Source organism: Pseudolysobacter antarcticus (genome assembly GCF_004168365.1).
Lineage (GTDB): Bacteria > Pseudomonadota > Gammaproteobacteria > Xanthomonadales > Rhodanobacteraceae > Pseudolysobacter > Pseudolysobacter antarcticus.
Genome location: NZ_CP035704.1, coordinates 2,386,356 through 2,404,433, shown reverse-complemented (window position 1 = coordinate 2,404,433; position 18,078 = coordinate 2,386,356). Strand labels below are relative to the sequence as shown.

At 58.4% G+C, this 18,078-nt stretch carries 16 protein-coding genes; 11 read left to right on the top strand and 5 right to left on the bottom strand.

The window, feature by feature from the left end; all coding sequences use genetic code 11:
* Nucleotides 1-480 precede the first annotated feature (480 nt).
* Nucleotides 481-5,748, top strand: coding sequence for a beta strand repeat-containing protein (locus tag ELE36_RS10210; RefSeq protein WP_129832996.1), 5,268 nt, complete (start codon nucleotides 481-483; stop codon nucleotides 5,746-5,748).
* Between the two features lie 155 nt (nucleotides 5,749-5,903).
* Here the strand turns inward: ELE36_RS10210 and ELE36_RS10205 are convergent, their stop codons facing one another.
* A complete protein-coding gene (locus tag ELE36_RS10205; RefSeq protein ID WP_242512230.1) occupies nucleotides 5,904-7,118 on the bottom strand; it encodes a hypothetical protein in 1,215 nt (404 codons plus the stop codon).
* A 43-nt stretch (nucleotides 7,119-7,161) separates the two neighbouring features.
* On the opposite strand from ELE36_RS10205, the gene ELE36_RS20340 reads away from it, so the two are divergent.
* The gene (locus tag ELE36_RS20340; RefSeq protein ID WP_165371559.1) at nucleotides 7,162-7,356 is read left to right on the top strand and encodes a hypothetical protein; all 195 of its coding nucleotides are present in this window, start codon (nucleotides 7,162-7,164) and stop codon (nucleotides 7,354-7,356) included.
* Between the two features lie 181 nt (nucleotides 7,357-7,537).
* On the opposite strand, the gene ELE36_RS10195 is transcribed toward ELE36_RS20340, so the two are convergent.
* Nucleotides 7,538-7,831: a hypothetical protein gene (locus ELE36_RS10195; protein ID WP_165371558.1), complete on the bottom strand. Its 294-nt coding sequence runs from the start codon at nucleotides 7,829-7,831 to the stop codon at nucleotides 7,538-7,540.
* Here ELE36_RS10195 and ELE36_RS10190 point away from each other — a divergent pair.
* From ELE36_RS10190 to ELE36_RS10160, 7 genes are all read left to right on the top strand, one after another.
* The gene (locus ELE36_RS10190; protein WP_165371557.1) at nucleotides 7,830-8,657 is read left to right on the top strand and encodes a CHAD domain-containing protein; all 828 of its coding nucleotides are present in this window, start codon (nucleotides 7,830-7,832) and stop codon (nucleotides 8,655-8,657) included. The two genes, ELE36_RS10195 and ELE36_RS10190, sit on opposite strands and share 2 nt — an antisense overlap.
* 203 nt (nucleotides 8,658-8,860) lie before the next feature.
* A complete protein-coding gene (locus ELE36_RS10185) occupies nucleotides 8,861-9,055 on the top strand; it encodes a hypothetical protein (protein WP_129832988.1) in 195 nt (64 codons plus the stop codon).
* A 369-nt stretch (nucleotides 9,056-9,424) separates the two neighbouring features.
* On the top strand, nucleotides 9,425-9,778 hold the full coding sequence (locus ELE36_RS10180; protein WP_129832986.1) for a PepSY domain-containing protein: 354 nt from the start codon (nucleotides 9,425-9,427) through the stop codon (nucleotides 9,776-9,778).
* A gap of 266 nt (nucleotides 9,779-10,044) precedes the next feature.
* A complete protein-coding gene (locus tag ELE36_RS10175; RefSeq protein WP_207215742.1) occupies nucleotides 10,045-10,842 on the top strand; it encodes a COG4705 family protein in 798 nt (265 codons plus the stop codon).
* Nucleotides 10,843-11,015: 173 nt separating this feature from the next.
* Nucleotides 11,016-11,696: a phosphatase PAP2 family protein gene (locus tag ELE36_RS10170; RefSeq protein ID WP_165371556.1), complete on the top strand. Its 681-nt coding sequence runs from the start codon at nucleotides 11,016-11,018 to the stop codon at nucleotides 11,694-11,696.
* Nucleotides 11,697-11,719: 23 nt separating this feature from the next.
* Nucleotides 11,720-12,616, top strand: a complete 897-nt coding sequence (locus ELE36_RS10165) for a diacylglycerol/lipid kinase family protein (RefSeq protein WP_207215741.1) — start codon at nucleotides 11,720-11,722, stop codon at nucleotides 12,614-12,616.
* A gap of 18 nt (nucleotides 12,617-12,634) precedes the next feature.
* On the top strand, nucleotides 12,635-13,462 hold the full coding sequence (locus ELE36_RS10160; protein ID WP_129832980.1) for a metallophosphoesterase family protein: 828 nt from the start codon (nucleotides 12,635-12,637) through the stop codon (nucleotides 13,460-13,462).
* Nucleotides 13,463-13,586: 124 nt separating this feature from the next.
* Here ELE36_RS10160 and ELE36_RS10155 read toward each other — a convergent pair whose 3' ends face one another.
* Together ELE36_RS10155 and ELE36_RS10150 are read right to left on the bottom strand one after the other, a co-directional pair.
* The gene (locus ELE36_RS10155) at nucleotides 13,587-14,519 is read right to left on the bottom strand and encodes a sensor histidine kinase (protein WP_129832978.1); all 933 of its coding nucleotides are present in this window, start codon (nucleotides 14,517-14,519) and stop codon (nucleotides 13,587-13,589) included.
* 156 nt (nucleotides 14,520-14,675) lie between these two features.
* A complete protein-coding gene (locus tag ELE36_RS10150; protein WP_129832976.1) occupies nucleotides 14,676-15,401 on the bottom strand; it encodes a Crp/Fnr family transcriptional regulator in 726 nt (241 codons plus the stop codon).
* 389 nt (nucleotides 15,402-15,790) lie between these two features.
* Between ELE36_RS10150 and ELE36_RS10145 the strand changes: the two genes are divergently transcribed.
* Together ELE36_RS10145 and ELE36_RS10140 are read left to right on the top strand one after the other, a co-directional pair.
* The gene (locus tag ELE36_RS10145; protein WP_129832974.1) at nucleotides 15,791-16,072 is read left to right on the top strand and encodes a hypothetical protein; all 282 of its coding nucleotides are present in this window, start codon (nucleotides 15,791-15,793) and stop codon (nucleotides 16,070-16,072) included.
* 520 nt (nucleotides 16,073-16,592) lie between these two features.
* Nucleotides 16,593-17,327: a Crp/Fnr family transcriptional regulator gene (locus ELE36_RS10140; protein ID WP_129832972.1), complete on the top strand. Its 735-nt coding sequence runs from the start codon at nucleotides 16,593-16,595 to the stop codon at nucleotides 17,325-17,327.
* A 129-nt stretch (nucleotides 17,328-17,456) separates the two neighbouring features.
* On the opposite strand, the gene ELE36_RS10135 is transcribed toward ELE36_RS10140, so the two are convergent.
* The gene (locus ELE36_RS10135; RefSeq protein WP_129832970.1) at nucleotides 17,457-18,065 is read right to left on the bottom strand and encodes a Fis family transcriptional regulator; all 609 of its coding nucleotides are present in this window, start codon (nucleotides 18,063-18,065) and stop codon (nucleotides 17,457-17,459) included.
* Between the last annotated feature and the right edge of the window lie 13 nt (nucleotides 18,066-18,078).

Here is an 18,078-nt window from a genome sequence, read left to right as displayed (position 1 = left end):
CTGGCGATAGAAGCTGTAGAGACTGAAACTGCCCTTGACGCCACTGCGGCGGTGTTTGGGGATTCCGCGCAGTGGGCGAACGTGGTGACTCAGATAGTGGAATCGGATTTTACCTAAATTATGTATGTAATATACCGACTTAAAAGTATTTTTCGGCTTATTTTACACTGGTGGGGGATAGGCAAGAATAGCCTAGCAGGAAATCACACATCCGCTGTCGCGAAGTAGCGTGGAGGATCTCTTGGCGAGGCCACGTATGGACATGTGGTATAGGACGGTGCGCCGACTATGGAATCGACTCGGTCCTAAATGCTTGGCGGAATTTCGATTTGTCGCATGGGTTTTCTTCAACGACGAATGGCCATTCGTTCAGCTTGCGCGGCGATGGTCGGTTGACATGAACTTGGTCAGGGCGTAATTAGGGACAAAGAAATCCAATGGCGCATTAGTCAGGCGTTTAGTCTTTTCAGGGGGAAGTACATGCATAATCTGATCGGTGTAAGCCGCGGTCGTTGCTGGGCAAAAAATAGCGTTGTGTCCAGTTTCCACAGCCTGGTGGTCGGGTTGGTGCTGTCCTGCATCGCGAGCGTGGGCTTTGCCGAAGGAAGTCGCTCGCTGTATCCCGCCAGCTATCCAGGTGCGGGTTTCCGCGCCGATATGGACTTCACGGCTGCAGTGCCTTACGCCGGCGTCACCGCACGGCAGCAGTTTTTGTATGTCTACGCAAATGCGGGCGAGTACATCCTGCTGGGATCGAGTAATCGCGCCAATGGTGGTGATGTTTTTGTTTACAACCCGCAGGCCTTTGGCACCAAGGGCAACGAGACGATTCCGGGCGCTGCTGATTTCACCTGTAGTGCCGCCGTGCCACCGACGGGCAGTTTTTCCGGTGGGACACTCGGCCAGATTGCCGCGCGCGTCAACGAATTGGCGGGGCCCAACAGCGCCGACAATTCCACTACCGTAGTCGGCGGTTACGGGCCCTGCGCGTACAAAGCGCCGAGTGCCGGGATTTATGGCGTGCGCTTCAGCGTCGCCACTGCCGGCGGCGGCGGCCCCACCGGTTCGGTGGGGACTTTGCACATCGGCAACAATACCGTTGCTGCGTGGGAAGTCGCGGTGCGAGCGGGTGCAACTTCTACTACCGACATCAATGCGCGCACGTTCACCTACGGCTTCATCGCCTTCACCGGTGGTAATAGCCGGCCCGTGTTTCATACGCTCTACTACGCGACGCCTGACGGACAACGCTATCAACAGACCATGCAGGGGTTGGATCCGAACGGCTACGCGCTGTGGGGCAACCAGTCGGGATTTTTTGATAACGGCCAGCCGTTGTACAAGGACATCCGTGGTGGCAACGCTCAGATAACGCCCGGTAGCGGCCAGTTCATCGCCGAGCTGAGCGCGCAAGGGCCGCAGACCCCTGTGTTTTTTAATAGCATCGATCCCGCAGGCGCGAACGCCGTGCCAGCGGCGGCCGTGTTGGGCGCGCTGGGGATTCCGTTGTCGCCGCCTGCACCGACCATCAACAGCCCGCAGTTCACCGGGCTGCAAAGTGGCAACCAGACCTATGTTGGCGGCGGCGGCACGTTCACGTTTACCGCCGCGAACGACACGTCCTACCAGATCGTGATCAGTGCAGGTGTGGATTACGATCCCGCCAATCCGCTCAATGCTACCCTGACGGGTCTGGCGCCCAATGGCGGCAACAGCGTGCCGTGGAATGGGCTGGCCAACGATGGCTCGGCGTTTCCCAATGGCACATTCAACGTCCAGATCGTCGGTCGCAATGGTGAAATTCATTTTCCGATCATCGACTCGGAAGGCAATGCAAACGGCGGCCCGGTCGTTACCAAGCTCAATGGCAGCCCTGTCGGCGACGCAACGGTTTACTACGACGACCGCGGTTATATTACCCGTGGCGGCACCCTGATCGGCGCTCTGAACGGATTGCTGTGCCCAGCCAATCCGCCAGTGCCACCTACACCAGATCATGCGTTGCTTGGTGTGGATTCAAGTGCGCAAGTGGCCGGTGTGTTTTATCGCCACTGGCCGGGCAACGGCAATTTGAATACAGATTGCGCCGCTACCGCGGGATTCGGCGATGCCAAGGCGCTAGATCTGTGGACTTACCAGCAATCTTCGCCCGTACCCATAACGCTGGTGATAAATCCGGCGAACATCACCCTGAGCAAATCCGGACCGGCCACGGCAGCCCTAGGTTCTGCGTTCAATTACACCCTTGGTCTGGGAAATAGCGGCGCACTTGGCAGCGGCACCGTCGTGACGGTAACGGACGTTCTGCCGGCTGGCGTCATCGCCAACAGCGTGGCGCCGGGCACGGGCGTGAGCGGCGTGAACTGCGGCACCTTGCCGAGCGCGGCCGGCGCTACGCTGAGCTGCACCGTGACGCTGAGCGCCCCGCTTGCCGCAGGCTCGGCCAGTGGAACCGCCAGCTTCACGTTGAACGCAACCGCCGCTATTGCAGGATCGATCACGAACTTCGCCTCGGTCGATCCGAGCGGCAACACGAACCCACCGGCGCCAGGCGCCAGCTGTACACCGACGACCAGCTGCGGCAGTGCGACGACTCTGGTGTTGCTGCCGCCGACCATCAGCAAGGCGTTCGGCGCGGCAAGCATCCCGCTAAATGGTTCGACCAGTCTGAGCTTTACCATCACCAATCCGAATGCCGGCAACACGCTTAGCGGCGTCGGTGTCACCGACAACGTGCCGGCTGGCCTCGTGGTCGCCACGCCGAATGGCCTCACCGGCTCGTGTGGCGGCGGCACGATCACTGCGGTGGCTGGATCGGGCAATGTGACCTTGTCCAGTGCGACGCTGGCGGCGAACGCCAGCTGCACATTTTCTATCAATGTCACCGGTATCGCTGCGGGCAATCAGAACAACACCACGGGCAATGTGACCTCGACGGAAGGCGGCAATGGTGGGACGGCCTCGGCGAGCGTGGCGGTCGTTGCCCCACCGGTGATCGCCAAGGCGTTCAATCCGGTGACGATCGCGCTCAACGGCACGACATCGCTGACGTTCACCATTATCAATCCCGTGGCCAATACCGTGGCGCTGACGGGCGTGGCATTCAATGACACCTTGCCGGTGGGGCTGACGCTGGCCAGCGGTTCGGTGACGGTCTGCGGCGGCACGTTAACCAAGACGGCGCCGACCGGCATCACTCTGGTGGGCGCAAACATCGCGATCGGCAGCCCGTGCCAGTTCAGCGTGACCGTAACAGGGACGGCGGGCGGCCAATACACCAATGTCACCGGTAACGTGAGTTCAACCAACGGCGGTACGGGCAACACCGGGACGGCGAATCTTGCTGTCGTCATACCGCCGACGATCATCAAGGCATTCGGCGCCCCCTCCATTGCGCTGAACGGCGCAACGTCGCTGAATTTCACCGTGGGCAATCCTAATACAGGTTTGGCGCTGACTGGCTTGGCCTTCACCGACACTCTGCCAGCGGGTCTGGTGATAGCGACGCCGAACGGCGCGAGCAACACGTGTGGCGGAGCGATCACGGCAGTCGCAGGTTCCGGCGCGGTCAGCCTGGCAGGCGGAACTTTGCCGGCAAACGCGAACTGTACGATCACCGTGAATGTTCAGGGAACCACGGCCGGTGTAAAAAACAACAGCGTGACCGTGACCTCGACGGAAGGCGGTACTGGCAACACCTCGAATGCCAGCATCACCGTGTTGGCGCCGCCGACCATCATCAAGTCGTTTGGTGCAGCGAGCATCGCGTTGAACGGCTCAACCAGCTTGAGCTTCACGATCGTCAATCCGAACACAACCAGCTCGCTGAGCGGTGTCGGCGTCACCGACACGTTGCCGGCAGGGCTGACCATTGCCACACCGAGTGGATTGAGCGGTTCCTGTGGCGGTGGCACGATCACGGCTATAGCCGGATCAGGCAGTGTGAGCCTGTCGGGCGCCACGCTGATAGCGAGCGCCAGTTGCACGTTCTCGATCAACGTCACCGGCACCGCCGTGGGAATGCAGAACAACACCACCGGCAATGTGACCTCGACCGAAGGCGGCAATGGCGGCACAGCCTCGGCGAGTATCGATGTGATTGGTCCGCCGACGGTGGCCAAATCCTTTAATCCCACCACGATTGCCGTGGGTGGAACGAGCACGCTGACGATTGTCGTCACCAATACAAACACGATCCCAATCACCGGCGCCGCGTTCACGGATACGTTGCCGGCGAACGTGACAACCCTCGCCAGTACGGCAGCGACGACCTGCGCGCCGGGCACTGCTTCGCAAGCTCCTGGCTCCCTGAGTCTGGCCGGTGCCACCATCCCCGCCAGCGGCAACTGCACGGTGACAGTGACGGTGACTTCAACTCAGGCCGGCGTATACACCAATACGATTCCTGCAGGCGGTGTGACGACTACAAATGCCGGCTCAAACACTACACCGACCAGTGCAACGTTGACGGTCAGCGCGCTGTTGCCGCCCGCTGTGGCCAAGACGTTCAATCCAGCGACTATTCCGGTCAACGGCACGAGTACGCTGACGATCACGCTGACGAACCCGAATACCGCGACGGCCATCACCGGCGCTGCTTTTACCGACACGCTACCGGCCAACGTCACCACGATCGCGGCGACGGCGGCGACAACCTGCGCACCGGGCGTGGCCTCCCAAGCAGCGGGTTCCCTGACTCTGGCTGGTGGCACCATCCCAGCCAACGGTAGCTGCATGGTGACGGTGAATGTCACCTCGGCGATCGGTGGGGTTTACAACAACACCATTGCTGCAGGTGACGTGACGACGACCAATGCCGGTTCGAACACGACACCAACCTCCGCGACGCTGACCGTGCTTGGGCCGCCGGTGGTCGTGAAGGCGTTCAATCCCATCACTATTTCCGTGAACGGTACCAGCACGTTGACGATCACGTTGACCAACCCGAATGCGACGACGGCCATCACCGGTGTTGCGTTCGCCGATACTTTACCCGCGAACGTAACCACCGTCGCCGGCACGGCGGCGACAACCTGCGCACCGGGCGTGGTTTCGCAAACGGCCGGTGCCGTGAGTCTGGCCGGTGCCACGATTCCCGCCAGCGGCAACTGCACAGTGACGGTTAGCGTGACCTCAGCGACCCCGGGCGCTTACACAAACACGATTCTCGCAGGCGGTGTCACGAGCACGAATGCAGGCTCGAACACGACGCCGACCAGCAGTACGCTGACTGTCAATGCAGTTGCGCTCGTGCCGCCGACCGTTGCCAAGTCGTTCAGCCCGGCGACGATCGCGGTGAATGGCACCAGCATGTTGACGATTACGGTGAGCAACTCGAATGCGATACCGATTACGGGCGTGACGCTGATTGACAACTTGCCGGCGGGGGTCACCACGGTCGCCAGCACGGTCGCAACCAACTGTGCACCGGGGACGCCTGCGCAGACGACCGGTTCTGTGAGCATGGCCGGCGGCACGACTGCCGCTAATGGCAGCTGCACGGTGACGGTGACGGTAACTGCAGCAACACTCGGGGCCTACACCAACACGATTCCCGCGGGCGGCGTGACAAGTACTAATGCCGGCTCCAACACCACGCCGGCGACCAGCACGCTGACCGTCAGCGCGCCGCTGGTGGTGGCGCAAATACCAGCGCTTAACTTATGGGGTCTGCTGATGCTAGGTCTTGTTTTAAGCGCAGGTGGTTTCTACATTGCACAGAGAAGGGGAATTCGCCCAGACCGATGAGGGTTGCGGCGATCTGCGCGGGGATCACGACGGTAAACCATACCGCCTTCCAGCCCCCGTTTCCCTTGCCATAGTGATAAATGAGGTGGACTGCCCCGCGAATCGTAAGCACTTCGGGCATATGATTCAGATACGCCATCGCCAAACCAACCCCATTACAGTCGCAGCAGGCCCAGCACGATTTCGATGACGATCAGGACGATGATGGCCAGTTCCATCAGCGTGGCACGGCTGTTCAGCGCCTCGTCGTAGAGAGCGGCGTACGTATCGCGAATGATGGCGAGTTTCCGGTCGACGGCGGCCGCCAGTATCGGCACGCGGTACAACGACAGCGCCGCGGTGTAGATTCGCGCGAGATACACGTCTTCAGTCACCTGCAGCGCGTTGTCGACCTTCTCAGTCAACTCGGTCACTTCGGCGACCAGCGTGTACAGCCGGCTCGCCAAGTGGGCGAATCGACGCGCGGCGAACAAGGACAAGGTGCGTCGCGTTTCTTCGACGCGGTCGTACATGTGCGGCAACTCAGCGTCGAGCAGCTCGTCGTAGTAACGCAGCTCCAGAAGTTGGGCGTTCGCGACCTCCAGCACATCGGCCACGTCCGAATCCCCGCGCGGTTCATAGATGAATGCGCGATCCCACGTCAGTACGACCAGATCATCAGTGAAGTAGGAGTAGCTGTGCCGCAACAGATCGCGTTGTGCAGCCTCGGCCAGCGTTCTGGACTCGCCGGAAAGCAGCGGAACCAAGTCGATGCGCTCTTGCAAATCGCGCGCACTCAATGGCTCGCTGAGCTCCTTCACCGTAACGATCAAATAGTCCTCTTCCAGCGTGATGCTCGATGGACGATCGAGCGTCGGGGAAATAACGCCTAGCACGCGTTGCAGCAGGCGTTCCCAAAAGCCGGTGGATGTCGAGGGTCCAATGGCTCGATCGATCGCTTGCACGCGCTCCACATAATCGGACCATGCGATATCCGACACTGGAATCTGCACCGCTAAAGCCACGACGCCAAAGTCGTAGCAGCGAGCGCTCACCGTCGCGCGGATCGAGTGGTTGCCATCGAGTGTCAACTCGCACGGTTCTAACGGCAAGGTGACCGGGGGCACATCGAAGGACACGGCTTTTTCTGGTGTGGTGCTTAGTTTGCCGCGACGTACGGTCGAGTGCGCATGCGCGAGCCAAAGCGCTTCGACCTGCGCGAGATCGATCGAGTAGGCAATATCGAACAGACGCAGCGCCGTGATGGTGCCGGTCTTGATGGAAATAGGCGGACTGCTGTGCGGCATAGCCACCGGGGAGGATCCGTTACCTGGAAAACCGAAAGTATGCGCTGTGCCGCGGGAGTGCGAGTGAAACTGCGCGACCGACATTGATCGCGCAGTGGTCCGCAGACCTTTATTTCGCGTGGTGGTCGTGACCGAACTGTTTGGTCGCTTCCTGCGAATGGTGCGTGGCGTGCAGGTGATGGCTGTGACCGAGGTGGGCGTGGTGCGCCGCTTTCTCGTGTGCGCCATCGCTGTGGTGTTTGGCAGCTTCGTGGTGATGCTCGGCAGCCAGCGTATGGTGCTCGGCGGCTTTCTGGTGATGCTCAGCGACAGTATGCGATGACATGGCAAAGACTCCGGTAGATGAAAAGATACTCAGACCCCGCCTGACGTGCACACGGCGGTGCATGTCGTTCTACCCCGCGCATGTGACACATTGCTGTCCGTGCCAAGACAGCGAGCACCTTTCGCTAGTCTTATGGATCGCGGTGCGGGAGTTGGGTGACGACCTCACGCAGTAATGCCTAACCTTTGGCAAGTCGATGCGCCGCAATTTCGCATACAGGCAGCCTTTGCCGAATTGTGTACAGCACGATCTCCCGCTTGCGCCACGCCAGCGCGAGCAGCGACGCCCCACCGGGGCCGCTTTCGTAAAAATTGTTGTAACGTGCGAAGGCGATACTGGTTTCAGTGCGCAGTCGCTGTCGGTCGTAAGGCGCGGCAAAGCCCCAATCGTTTGCCCGCGCTGAGGTAATATCGCCCCTCGATTTTGGCTCCGTTGCACGCATGGCATTGATCGAACCATCCGAAACACCCATGACCCATGAGCCAGCCGCTATGGTACTGGCGCTGCTAGCGCACGCGGCAGAACAACTGGTGCTGATGGATGACTATCTGGGTCGACGCGGCATCCGATTGCATGGCAGCATTCACGAGGCGCGCAAGGCCATTCGCCGGTTTCGCGCAGCGTTTGCCTTATGCGGGGCGGCTGACGACCCGCGGGCATCCGCAGTCGATCACACGGCCCAACGCTTGGGCCGCAGCTTGTCCAAGTTACGCGACGCGCATGTGCTGGTTCAGTTGGCGTCGAAGCGACTGAAGGGCTATGACGCGAACGGCAGTCGCCGGCCCTGGCGTTTTGTTCACGAACGGCTCAAAAAAACCCGAGACGACCTCGCTTCAGCAACGCTCAAGGCAGACCCGGAGTTCGAACGACGACGCGCACGCGCGCGCGCCCTGCAGAAAGCCTTCGCATCGCTGACGTGCGATGCGCTGACGCCAGAAGCTGTTTTGCTGTTGCTCCGGCAGAGTTCCGCGCGCGTGCGACGCGCCGAACGTGCGTGCCAGCAACACGTCACGCAAGGCGCGCGACATCGCTACCGCCGTCGATTGCGCCGTCTGAGGATGCAACTGCAGTGTGTAACGGCGTTGGCGCACGAGATGTCGGTGCCGAAAGAAGCGCAGCTGCAGGCGCGTTGGGTTTTGCGCGAGGCATTGGACACCATGCCCGGGATCAACGAACTGGACGCGCTGGTGACCGCGCTGGGCGGACGCCAGGACGGAGAGATGCTGCGACGTGTTGTCCGTCGCCTACCGGAAAGCGCCCACCGACGCACGCTGGTGAGTGCGATCGAGGGCAAATAAAAAAGAGCGGCTGACCCGTGAGGGCTAGGCGTTCAGTTAATCTGTTGACGCACTGAATAGTCCCCGGGCGATTAGGCTTGGGGATTTTCTTTACTATGGAAAAATTCGCTAGCGCTCGCGTCGGACGGATCAGCCATATTCCGCCCGTGTGGATTTCTTTTGCACGAATCGCGCATGCAGCCTCCAAATAGAAAGGCAAATTCGTGAGTTTGCCCGACAACGCCATCGCGTCAATTCAAATCTGTATCGAAGACTATCAATCCACGGATCCCCGACGGGCGCTCTCGTCGGTTCGAAACCTCTACGCCGGCACGCTCATACTAGCCAAGGAAAAGCTGCGCCGCCTCTCACCCGAAGGCAGCAACGAAGTTTTGATCAAAAAGCAGCTCAAAATATAGCTGCATATCGCCAAGCACTTGAACATTTTCCGGCAACCCAACTGCCGAATTTTGGCAGTTGGGTTGCACGTTTTTGCCAAGCAATTGTCGAATGGTCAACAGGTTGCCTATTTTTGGCAGTTTATAGGCCGACTCGCCCTGTACCGGTCAGCACGATCAGCAGTTGCGGTAGTGGTAGATCACCATACCGCGCGTGAACAAATCCGCCCCGCAGGTCGTCCGACGACCGGCTGCTCTCGGCCACAACCCGTCAGCCGGACCCGCGTTTTGCCTGCGCCCAACCGGCCGTTCGCGGCAAGAACATCAAATTCATGGCCCCTTCATGGGGTAAGCCCACACTGGAATTCGTTACTGACAGGAGACTTCTTGATGAAAATGCATTCATACATGACGGCAGCGATCCTTTGCGTTGGACTGTCGGCCTCCGTCGCCATGGCGGAAGAAACACAACAGCAGCTTCAGGCCGAAGCGAAGATCACCGAATCTGCTGCACGAGCCACGGCACTTGCACGGGTGCCTCAGGCTGTCGTCCAAGGCTCGGAATTGGAAAGAGAGAAGGGCAAACTTATCTGGTCCTACGACTTGAGTACGCCGAAATCGAAGAACATCACTGAAGTACAGGTAGACGCCATTACTGGCAAGATCGTCAGTGTAAAAGTCGAAACCCCGAAGGACCAGGCGAAGGAAGCAGCGGCCGATAAGAAGGACGGAGCCGCTAAATAGCTTTGACGCCGCCAGATTTACGCAGCAAAGTACTTACTGCAATCGCAGCTTGTCTTCCTATTTGGCGCGATCCAGCGCGGTTGAGAGCTATTCGGTTTCTCCTGATTTTCGACCGAGAGCGGCCTTTGGGATCGCATGTGTCGAAAAAAGGAACACTTATCTGGTAGCTCGACGAAATTGCCAAGCTCATTATCGCCGCGAAGAGTAATTTTGCGGCGTGGCGAATTCCCGTCATCCGCAACCAAAAATAGAAGGAAAGACCGTACATGACAAGCGAGATGACGCCCCCGGATGCGGCGAATCGTACTTCGCCTGGCCGCGAAATGCTCAATAAAGTGCCCGAAGTCACAATCTACTTTTGGATCATTAAAATCCTATGCACGACCGTGGGCGAGACAGCGGCTGACTTTTTGAACAATAGACTAGGCTTGGGTCTGACCAAGACGACCTATGTGATGGGCAGCTTTCTGCTGGTCACGCTCATTTTCCAATTTGTGGTTCGCAAATACATTCCCGGAATTTATTGGCTTGCCGTCGTCTTGCTGAGCATTGTCGGTACGCTGATCACCGATAACCTGACGGACAATTTCCGCATCTCCCTGGTTACCACCACGATAATCTTTGCCGTCGCGTTGATGGCGACTTTCGCCGCTTGGTACGCAAGAGAGAATACTCTCTCGATACATACCATTCATACCGTCGCGCGCGAGGCGTTCTATTGGCTGGCCATCTTATTCACGTTTGCCTTGGGCACGGCTTCGGGCGACTTGGTAGCTGAGAAGTCCGGCGTCGGATACCTCTTGTCGTTGATGGTTTTTGGTGCTCTGATCGCAATCGTCGCCATCGCCCACTTCCGATTCAAGCTCGATGGAATAATGGCGTTCTGGATTGCCTACATTCTGACCCGTCCGCTTGGCGCGTCCTTGGGCGACTATCTATCGCAGTCTCGTGATGCTGGCGGTCTGAATCTCGGCGCAATGGGGATTAATGCCGTGTTTCTAGTCGCGATTCTCGGCTTAGTCACCTACTTGGCCATCTCAAAACGAGACGTGTCCACGACTTAGGCAGCTATGTGAGCTGAATGAATTTCTCTACCGCATGAGTTGGACGCCGAAATAGAACAGGATCCCGACCGCTTCGGTACGACCGTCCTGCTGCCGCAATCCGGAATGACCCGCGATATATGAGTGCCAAACAGACAGTACGAAGCGTAGCGTTGTTTATTGATCGCGCATCCATGATGATGCGGTTGTCGCCGCAAAGAACATTCGCGCTGCGCCTTGCGCTGGGCGCGTTTGCGCTGATCGCCGCCGCATGGCTGTTCGGTGCGATAACCGAAGACGTCGTGAATCAAGATGCACCGCTTGGCACGCTTGACCTGTATGTCGCGGCATGGCTGCATTCCCGTGTGACGCCCGGCTGGACGTCAGTCATGGCCGTCGTCAGCGACTTTGGCGCTCCGATCACGGTGATTGCGATCGCGTCGGTCGTGGCGACTGTTCTGCTCTACCTGCGGGCGCACTATCAGCTGTTATTGCTGGTACTCGCGGTGCCCGGTGGTGCGCTACTGAATGGCATCATCAAACAGCTGATACATCGGCATCGGCCTGTCTTTGACGACCCGATACAAACGCTTGCCACGTATAGTTTTCCGAGCGGACACGCGATGGGATCGACCGTTCTTTACGGCACGCTCGCGGCGATCGTCATATGGCAGGTTCGCGATTGGCGCGTGAGCCTGCTCGCGATTTTCGCTGCGGCGTTGCTTGTCGCATGGATTTGTCTCAGTCGCATTTATCTCGGTGTGCACTATCTTTCCGATGTGGCTGCGGGCTTCCTCGAAGGCATTGTCTGGCTAGGCGTATGTCTTGCTGCAGTCGACGCGGTACGTCGTCGCACAGCTCGCGGTCATTGCTGATGGTAATCCGCGCGCCACGCCGCTTGATCGCTATCATCAACGCCAGTGCAGGTGCGGCTAGCAAGCAGGCGATCGTGGAACGTTTGGTGGAAGTGTTTCGTCCGGACGATGTCGATGCGCGCGTTCTCCTCGCGCGCAACCGTGCCGAGCTAGCAACGTTGGCGCGCGCTGCTGTGCGCGAACAGCCGGACATCGTTGTCGCCGGTGGAGGTGATGGCACGATCAACGCGGTTGCCGCTGAGCTCGTGGGTACAAACATCGCCCTCGGGGTATTGCCGCTAGGCACACTCAATCATTTCGCCAAAGCACTGCACCTTCCGCTGGATGTCGAGGCGGCGGCACGCATCGTGATTGCAGGAAACGCCATTTCCGTCGACGTAGGCGAAGTCAACGGGCACATCTTCCTGAACAATTCGAGTCTGGGCCTCTATCCAAGCCTTGTGCGCCGTCGCGACACACAGCAGGAACAGCTCGGGCGGGGTAAATGGGCCGCTGCCCTGTGGGCCGCCCTAACCTTGCTGCGCCGGCATGCGTTTCTGCGCGTTCGACTGAGCTTGAACGGAGAAGAAATCGAAAGGCGCACCGCAATCATCTTCATCGGCAACAACGCCTATCAGATGAACGGTTTGCGCATTGGTGAACGCGAGCGACTGGATGCCGGACAGCTAAGTCTCTATCTTCCGCATCGCGGCGGTCGCAGCGGACTGTCGATGTTGGCCGTTCGCGCGCTCTTCGGGTGCTTGCGTGAATCCAGGGACTTCGATGCGTTGTTCGCCACAGCAATCGATTTAGAAACCCACCACAAGCGATTGCTCGTAGCCACTGACGGCGAAGTAGCAGCGATGGATGCGCCCTTGCGGTATCGAATTCGGCCTGGCGCTTTACGCGTTATTTGCGCCAAGTCGGCATCAATCGCCTGACAGGATTAGGAACGCACTATGCGCACTATTGTGCATTTGTCGGACCTTCACTTCGGACGCGTGGATTCGGCCGTGATTCGGCCATTGATCGAACGTATCAACGGCATCGCACCTGATCTTGTCGCCGTATCGGGCGATCTGACCCAACGCGCACGATCCGCGCAATTTCGGCAGGCGCGGGAGTTTCTCGATGCGCTGCCGTCGCCCAGAATCGTCGTCCCCGGCAACCACGATGTGCCACTGCACAACGTGCTCAAGCGCCTGCTTCAACCGCTTCAAAAATACCGGCACTACATCACTGACGATCTGGAACCGTTTTTTGTCGACGATGAGATCGCGGTGCTCGGTATCAACACCGCGCGCTCGCTGACGATCAAGGGCGGGCGTATCAGCGAAGCACAACTCGAACGCGCACGCGCACAATTCTCGCGACTACCTGCTGGCGCGACGAAGATCGTCGTCACTCACCATCCGCTGGACTTGCCGGAAGGCCACAGCGACAGGGATTTGGTCGGCAGGGCGCGGATGGCGATGGAAACGTTCGCTGATTGCGCGATCGATATCCTGCTCGCGGGCCACCTGCATGTCGGTCAGACCGGGAATACCGCCGCGCGCTATGAAATTGTCGGGCATGCGGCGCTCGTCATCCAAGCCGGTACGGCCACGTCGACGCGCGGGCGTGGCGAAGCCAATTCATTCAATGTGATCCGGATCAATCGACCGAACATCGTCGTCGAACGTTGGGTTTGGAACCCGGCCGCTACCACGTTCGCGGCTACCGCGCCGGAACACTTCCGGTTGGTCGCAGGCCAGTGGAGCGCGCACGGTGGAGGCAACGATCAGTAGTGCGGTGGTCGGTGGCACTGGGCTGCGACGCAAAGACGTATGACCGGAGCGGCTAACGAAGCCCCTCGCTGCCTTTAAAAAATGAATCATAAATGCACGCTCGATGCCTTGAGCGCCGCACTATTTACCTGAACAATAATTGCCAAGCTTCAGGTTCGACCCGCTTATTTTCTACGACGATTTGGGTAGGCATCGGCATACGAAAAGTGAAGCACGTTTGCATTGGCAGTGACGATACCGTCAGCGTTCCGCCATGCGACCTGGAAATTTCCGCAGCGATATACAGTCCCAGCCCAAGCCCCGAGTGTTGAGTGTTGTCCACGCGGTGAGAAAAAGGCTCGAATAACCCCGCTAATCTGTCGACCGGGATGGCGGGGCCGCCGTTGGTCACGGACATTTCAAACATCCTTTCGCAACTATGCATCCGCACCTTCACCGGCTGATCCGCAACGCCATGAGTAACTGCGTTCGTCAACAAATTGGCGAGTAGTTGCGCCAGGCGGCGTCGGTCGCAGGTGACAGGGAAAGCGATATTAATATCGCTCAAGATGTCACGATCTGCATGCACCAATTGAACCTCCGTGACGACGTGTCGAAGTTCATCAGCTAACCCATCCTCTCTCCGGCGGGAAAGCGGAATGCCACCGCCGAGTCGACCGCGCACAAAATCCAGAATATTCTGAACAAGTTCGGTCATTCGACCGCAGCTGCGTTCAATTTGCGCGATGGCCTCTGTTGATGGCGCATCGGCTACGGTCTGCCTGAGCTGGTAGGTACCGAAGCCGATCGATTGCAGTGAGTTTCGCAAGTCATGCCCCAGCACGCCAATGAATCGCTCGCGCATGCTCGCGCGTTCGCCAGCGTCGAGGAGCGCTTGATCACTTTGCTTGAGCAAATCTTCCGTCTCGCGGTGGGTTGCCGCCAACGCTGCCAAGGCATCGCGGATTTCCGCGAAACTGGGTTGCTCGATTGGCGCCAACGGTGCAACGTAAAGCGTTGGGAATAACTTGCCGCCCAGTCGTCCAACCGGGAGGGAAACAATGGAGTGCTCCAACATGACAAATCCCGTTTTTCGGATGGGCGTCGGACAAAAGCCGAGTTCAATCTTGCAGGGGCGTTGCAAAGATTACCGATCCCGAAAGGTGAGCCTATCTTGGGCGTCGTTGCTCGTTCTGTACGTTGACGCACATAAGTGAAAACTTCGTGAGGATGGTCATGTCATGTATGTTTTCTCTGAGAGGCCGCGCCGGTAGCTGGATAGGTCTGCCTCGTAACAAACACACGCGACTGACACGAGTGCATCGCGATCAAGAATGTCCATTTGGCCACGTGTGTAGTGAATCAGATCTAGCGCCTGGAGCGCGCCCGCAGCCTTTGTAACGCCAGCCCGACGCACACCGAGCATGAACGAGAGGAACTCCTGCGTCACAACAAAGGAGTCTGCGTGCGCACGGTCTGCTGTCATTAACAGCCATCGCGCAAGCCGCTGTTCGACGTTGTGGAAACGGGTGCAGGCAGCGGTCTGCGCAAGCTGTCGGAGAAGGATACCCACGTATCTGTTCAGAAGTTGACGCACTGGCAGCGAGCTTTCCAATTTCCGCCGAAACACTGTGATCTCCATGCGCCATGCGTGACCAGCGCCTTGCACCAAGGCACGCAGGGGCGCGCGCGTGGAACCCAGAATCGCTTCATGCCCACACATGCCTTCACTACCGATCATGCCCACTTCCAACTCGGAATGTTCATCGACATGAATGAGCATCGAAACAAAGCTACTCGTGGGGAAATACACATGCCCAATACGATGGTCTTGCTCGTGCAGCACGTTGCCACGCACGAGATCAACGGTGCTGCAATCCGCGATAAAACGCTCGCGATCCGGCTTTGGAAGTGCTGAAAGCAATTGATTGGATACCGCGGTGACTCGCTTGACAGGCATAGGGGTTACTTCTCATGCGTGGGCATTTGCCAGTATCTGGCAATGAAAAGGGGGGGGGCGCCGCATATGCAATTCGATATCGTGCGACCGTGCATAAGATTTGAGCCAAAGTAGGATGCCTCCGGATTAATCTGCCATCTGTGCGGCAGCGTACATTAGGCATCTGTGCGTGAAGGTGTGGCTTAACAGCAGCACTTTTGAACGTGGCGGCCATGCGATCGCCGAAGGCTACCCCCTGTGAATTCGAGATTGCGATCGAACTGATTCCATGCCGATGCTCTTTGGCCAACCTTTGAGCCGCGCCTTTCCGTGTTCGGCAGCGCACAGACACAAAGCCCATCACGGGTGCAAGCTATTCAAGCGGTGTTGCGCTTGCTGGGAGTTGTGCCATGTTTGATCTACGACCAATGGAAATGGCGATTGCCTATACGGATCGGGAAGCGTTTCCCGCCACCGCGTTTGAGCATGACAAGGGTATCGTGACGCTGCGAATGGGCTCGCTCAGCGTGGATGTCGATCACGTGCATTGCCAAGGAAACCAAGCCTTCGACGGCTTCGTTGTCCAAGTTCGAGTGGGCGAACTCCAGGTGCCCATGGTTACGGAGTTGATACGCGTGGGTTCATTGGTGCATTTCAACGAGCACCAAATTTTCAAATGCATCACGCGCTAATTGCATCGCGGCTGCGGGAAGGCGGGGCGATAGGGGCCTTACGATGGGCAGCGGGCACTCGGCTGCGGCCTGGGGTACGCTACCCATGGAATGTTCTTGCTCCAGGAAGGGGCGTTTTCAGACATTCGAACACAGGCGCCTTCGGACGAAGGCTATCCGGATTCGACATCGCGAAGATTCACGACCACTCCTTCGAACACGTCCGTTGCCAGCGCAGCCCGCACTTGGATCAACGCGTCGCTACCCTCGCAACACCATCGGACTTTATCACTCACCTCAATATTCCGGCCGCTAAGCCGCTCCACTGCCATCGCATATGCAGCCATGCGATGATCGAAACTCAAACGCAGTGACGCGCCTGTGTCGGTGAGATGTGCGAAGAGCGCAGAAAGCTAACTGTGAGGTTGTGGATTGAACGCCTGAACGACCACGCTGCATGAGCGGCCTCGCGCTTAAGCCGTCCCCGATGCCGGCACGGCCAGACTCCTGTACCATTGATTCACGCCGAGACTGCCAACTCATGCCTGACGCGCGCATCGACCCACGACGTAACCATCTGCTGGGTGCCATTCCCGAAGCAGAATGGGATCGATTTGCCCCGCAATTGACCCCGATCATCATGAAGCTCGGTCAGGTGGTTTACGAAGCCGGGGTCGAGCAAACCTACGTCTACTTTCCCACCGACTCGATTGTGTCGTTGCTCTCCGTCATGGAGAACGGTGATTCGGCGGAGATCGCCATCGTGGGCCATGAGGGCTTGGTGGGGATTTCGCTGTTCATGGGTGGAAGCGCTACACCGAGTCGGGCCGTGGTGCAGAGCGCGGGCTATGCGTTCCGCATGAAGGCCCAATTCATCCGCGATGAGTTTGTTCTGGCCGGACCGGTTCAACAATTGTTCTTGCGTTACACACAAGCGCTACTCACCCAAATGGGGCAGACGGCGGTGTGCAATCGACACCACAGCCTCGACCAACAACTGTGCCGCTGGATTCTCATGAGCCTGGATCGATTGGCATCGAACGAGGTGATGATGACGCAGGAGCTGATTTCCAACATGCTGGGCGTGCGGCGCGAAGGTGTGACGGAGGCCGCGGGTAAGCTTCAACGATTGGGCATCATCGAATACCAACGCGGCAAGATTCGCGTCCTGGATCGCAAACGCCTCGAGGCGAAGTCCTGCGAGTGCTACGAGGTGGTGCGTAAGGAATTTGCGCGCTTGCTGCCTTGGGATCAGGGAGTAAAGGAGGATGCCTGAGCTGGAGTCGATGATCAGTGCGCCGGAATGTCGGTATCAGCAAGCTGGGTTCCACACTCACTTTGCCGCTGATGATCACCGCGGTTTTCTCAAGAATCAGACGGGTGACGGAGCGCCGAGCGCTTGGCATCAGACGTCGTCATCGTTTTCAAGGCTTTCGATCAGGGCCGCCCGTTGTTTGCGCTTGTATGTGAATTTGGCATAGGGAAACTCTAAGAATAAATGGGCGATGCGAATGGTGCCGTGGAAGGGTGCATTCGACGCCGAGCGTAAATGCTCGGTGTCGAACGTTGCGTACTTCGGAAACAGCGTTGACGGCGCCATAACAAAGCGGTGGTCGGTATTTGCGCAAGCATGAATGGCAGCGGCAGTGGGTCGGTGCGCCAAAGCCAGGCATAGTCCTTGGCCTGCCTCCTCGCGACTGGCGAGCAGAATGCCGACCATCACCGCGAAGGGCTGCCGCTCACTGTAGATACCGGATACGAAATTCTGTACACCGTGATGGATGTAACGAGATCGGCTATCGGACCGCGTGGTCAGTTTCTTGAATTCAAACACGAGCTCCATGCCAAACGTATCGTTGTTCCATAAATAGGCAATATCGGTGCGCCCTTCGCGATCAATGTGACCCGACTCGAAATTGACATCGTTCTCGACGCCTTCCGTGCCCCAATACCCGAGTAGTTTGAGTTCCGTGGCGACGCGCTGGCGGACGTAAGCGCGCACAACTCTCGTCATTTTTGGTTCGGGC

Bases quoted from the DNA above. Each gene is read 5' to 3' on its own strand.
- ELE36_RS10205 (WP_242512230.1), bottom strand. From the start codon at position 7,118: ATGTCGGTCGCGCAGTTTCACTCGCACTCCCGCGGCACAGCGCATACT.
- ELE36_RS10170 (WP_165371556.1), top strand. From the start codon at position 11,016: ATGATGATGCGGTTGTCGCCGCAAAGAACATTCGCGCTGCGCCTTGCG.
- ELE36_RS10195 (WP_165371558.1), bottom strand. From the start codon at position 7,831: ATGGGTGTTTCGGATGGTTCGATCAATGCCATGCGTGCAACGGAGCCA.
- ELE36_RS10180 (WP_129832986.1), top strand. From the start codon at position 9,425: ATGAAAATGCATTCATACATGACGGCAGCGATCCTTTGCGTTGGACTG.
- ELE36_RS10145 (WP_129832974.1), top strand. From the start codon at position 15,791: ATGTTTGATCTACGACCAATGGAAATGGCGATTGCCTATACGGATCGG.
- ELE36_RS10155 (WP_129832978.1), bottom strand. From the start codon at position 14,519: ATGTTGGAGCACTCCATTGTTTCCCTCCCGGTTGGACGACTGGGCGGC.
- ELE36_RS10135 (WP_129832970.1), bottom strand. From the start codon at position 18,065: ATGACGAGAGTTGTGCGCGCTTACGTCCGCCAGCGCGTCGCCACGGAA.
- ELE36_RS10175 (WP_207215742.1), top strand. From the start codon at position 10,045: ATGACAAGCGAGATGACGCCCCCGGATGCGGCGAATCGTACTTCGCCT.
- ELE36_RS10140 (WP_129832972.1), top strand. From the start codon at position 16,593: ATGCCTGACGCGCGCATCGACCCACGACGTAACCATCTGCTGGGTGCC.
- ELE36_RS10160 (WP_129832980.1), top strand. From the start codon at position 12,635: ATGCGCACTATTGTGCATTTGTCGGACCTTCACTTCGGACGCGTGGAT.
- ELE36_RS10210 (WP_129832996.1), top strand. From the start codon at position 481: ATGCATAATCTGATCGGTGTAAGCCGCGGTCGTTGCTGGGCAAAAAAT.
- ELE36_RS10150 (WP_129832976.1), bottom strand. From the start codon at position 15,401: ATGCCTGTCAAGCGAGTCACCGCGGTATCCAATCAATTGCTTTCAGCA.
- ELE36_RS10190 (WP_165371557.1), top strand. From the start codon at position 7,830: ATGACCCATGAGCCAGCCGCTATGGTACTGGCGCTGCTAGCGCACGCG.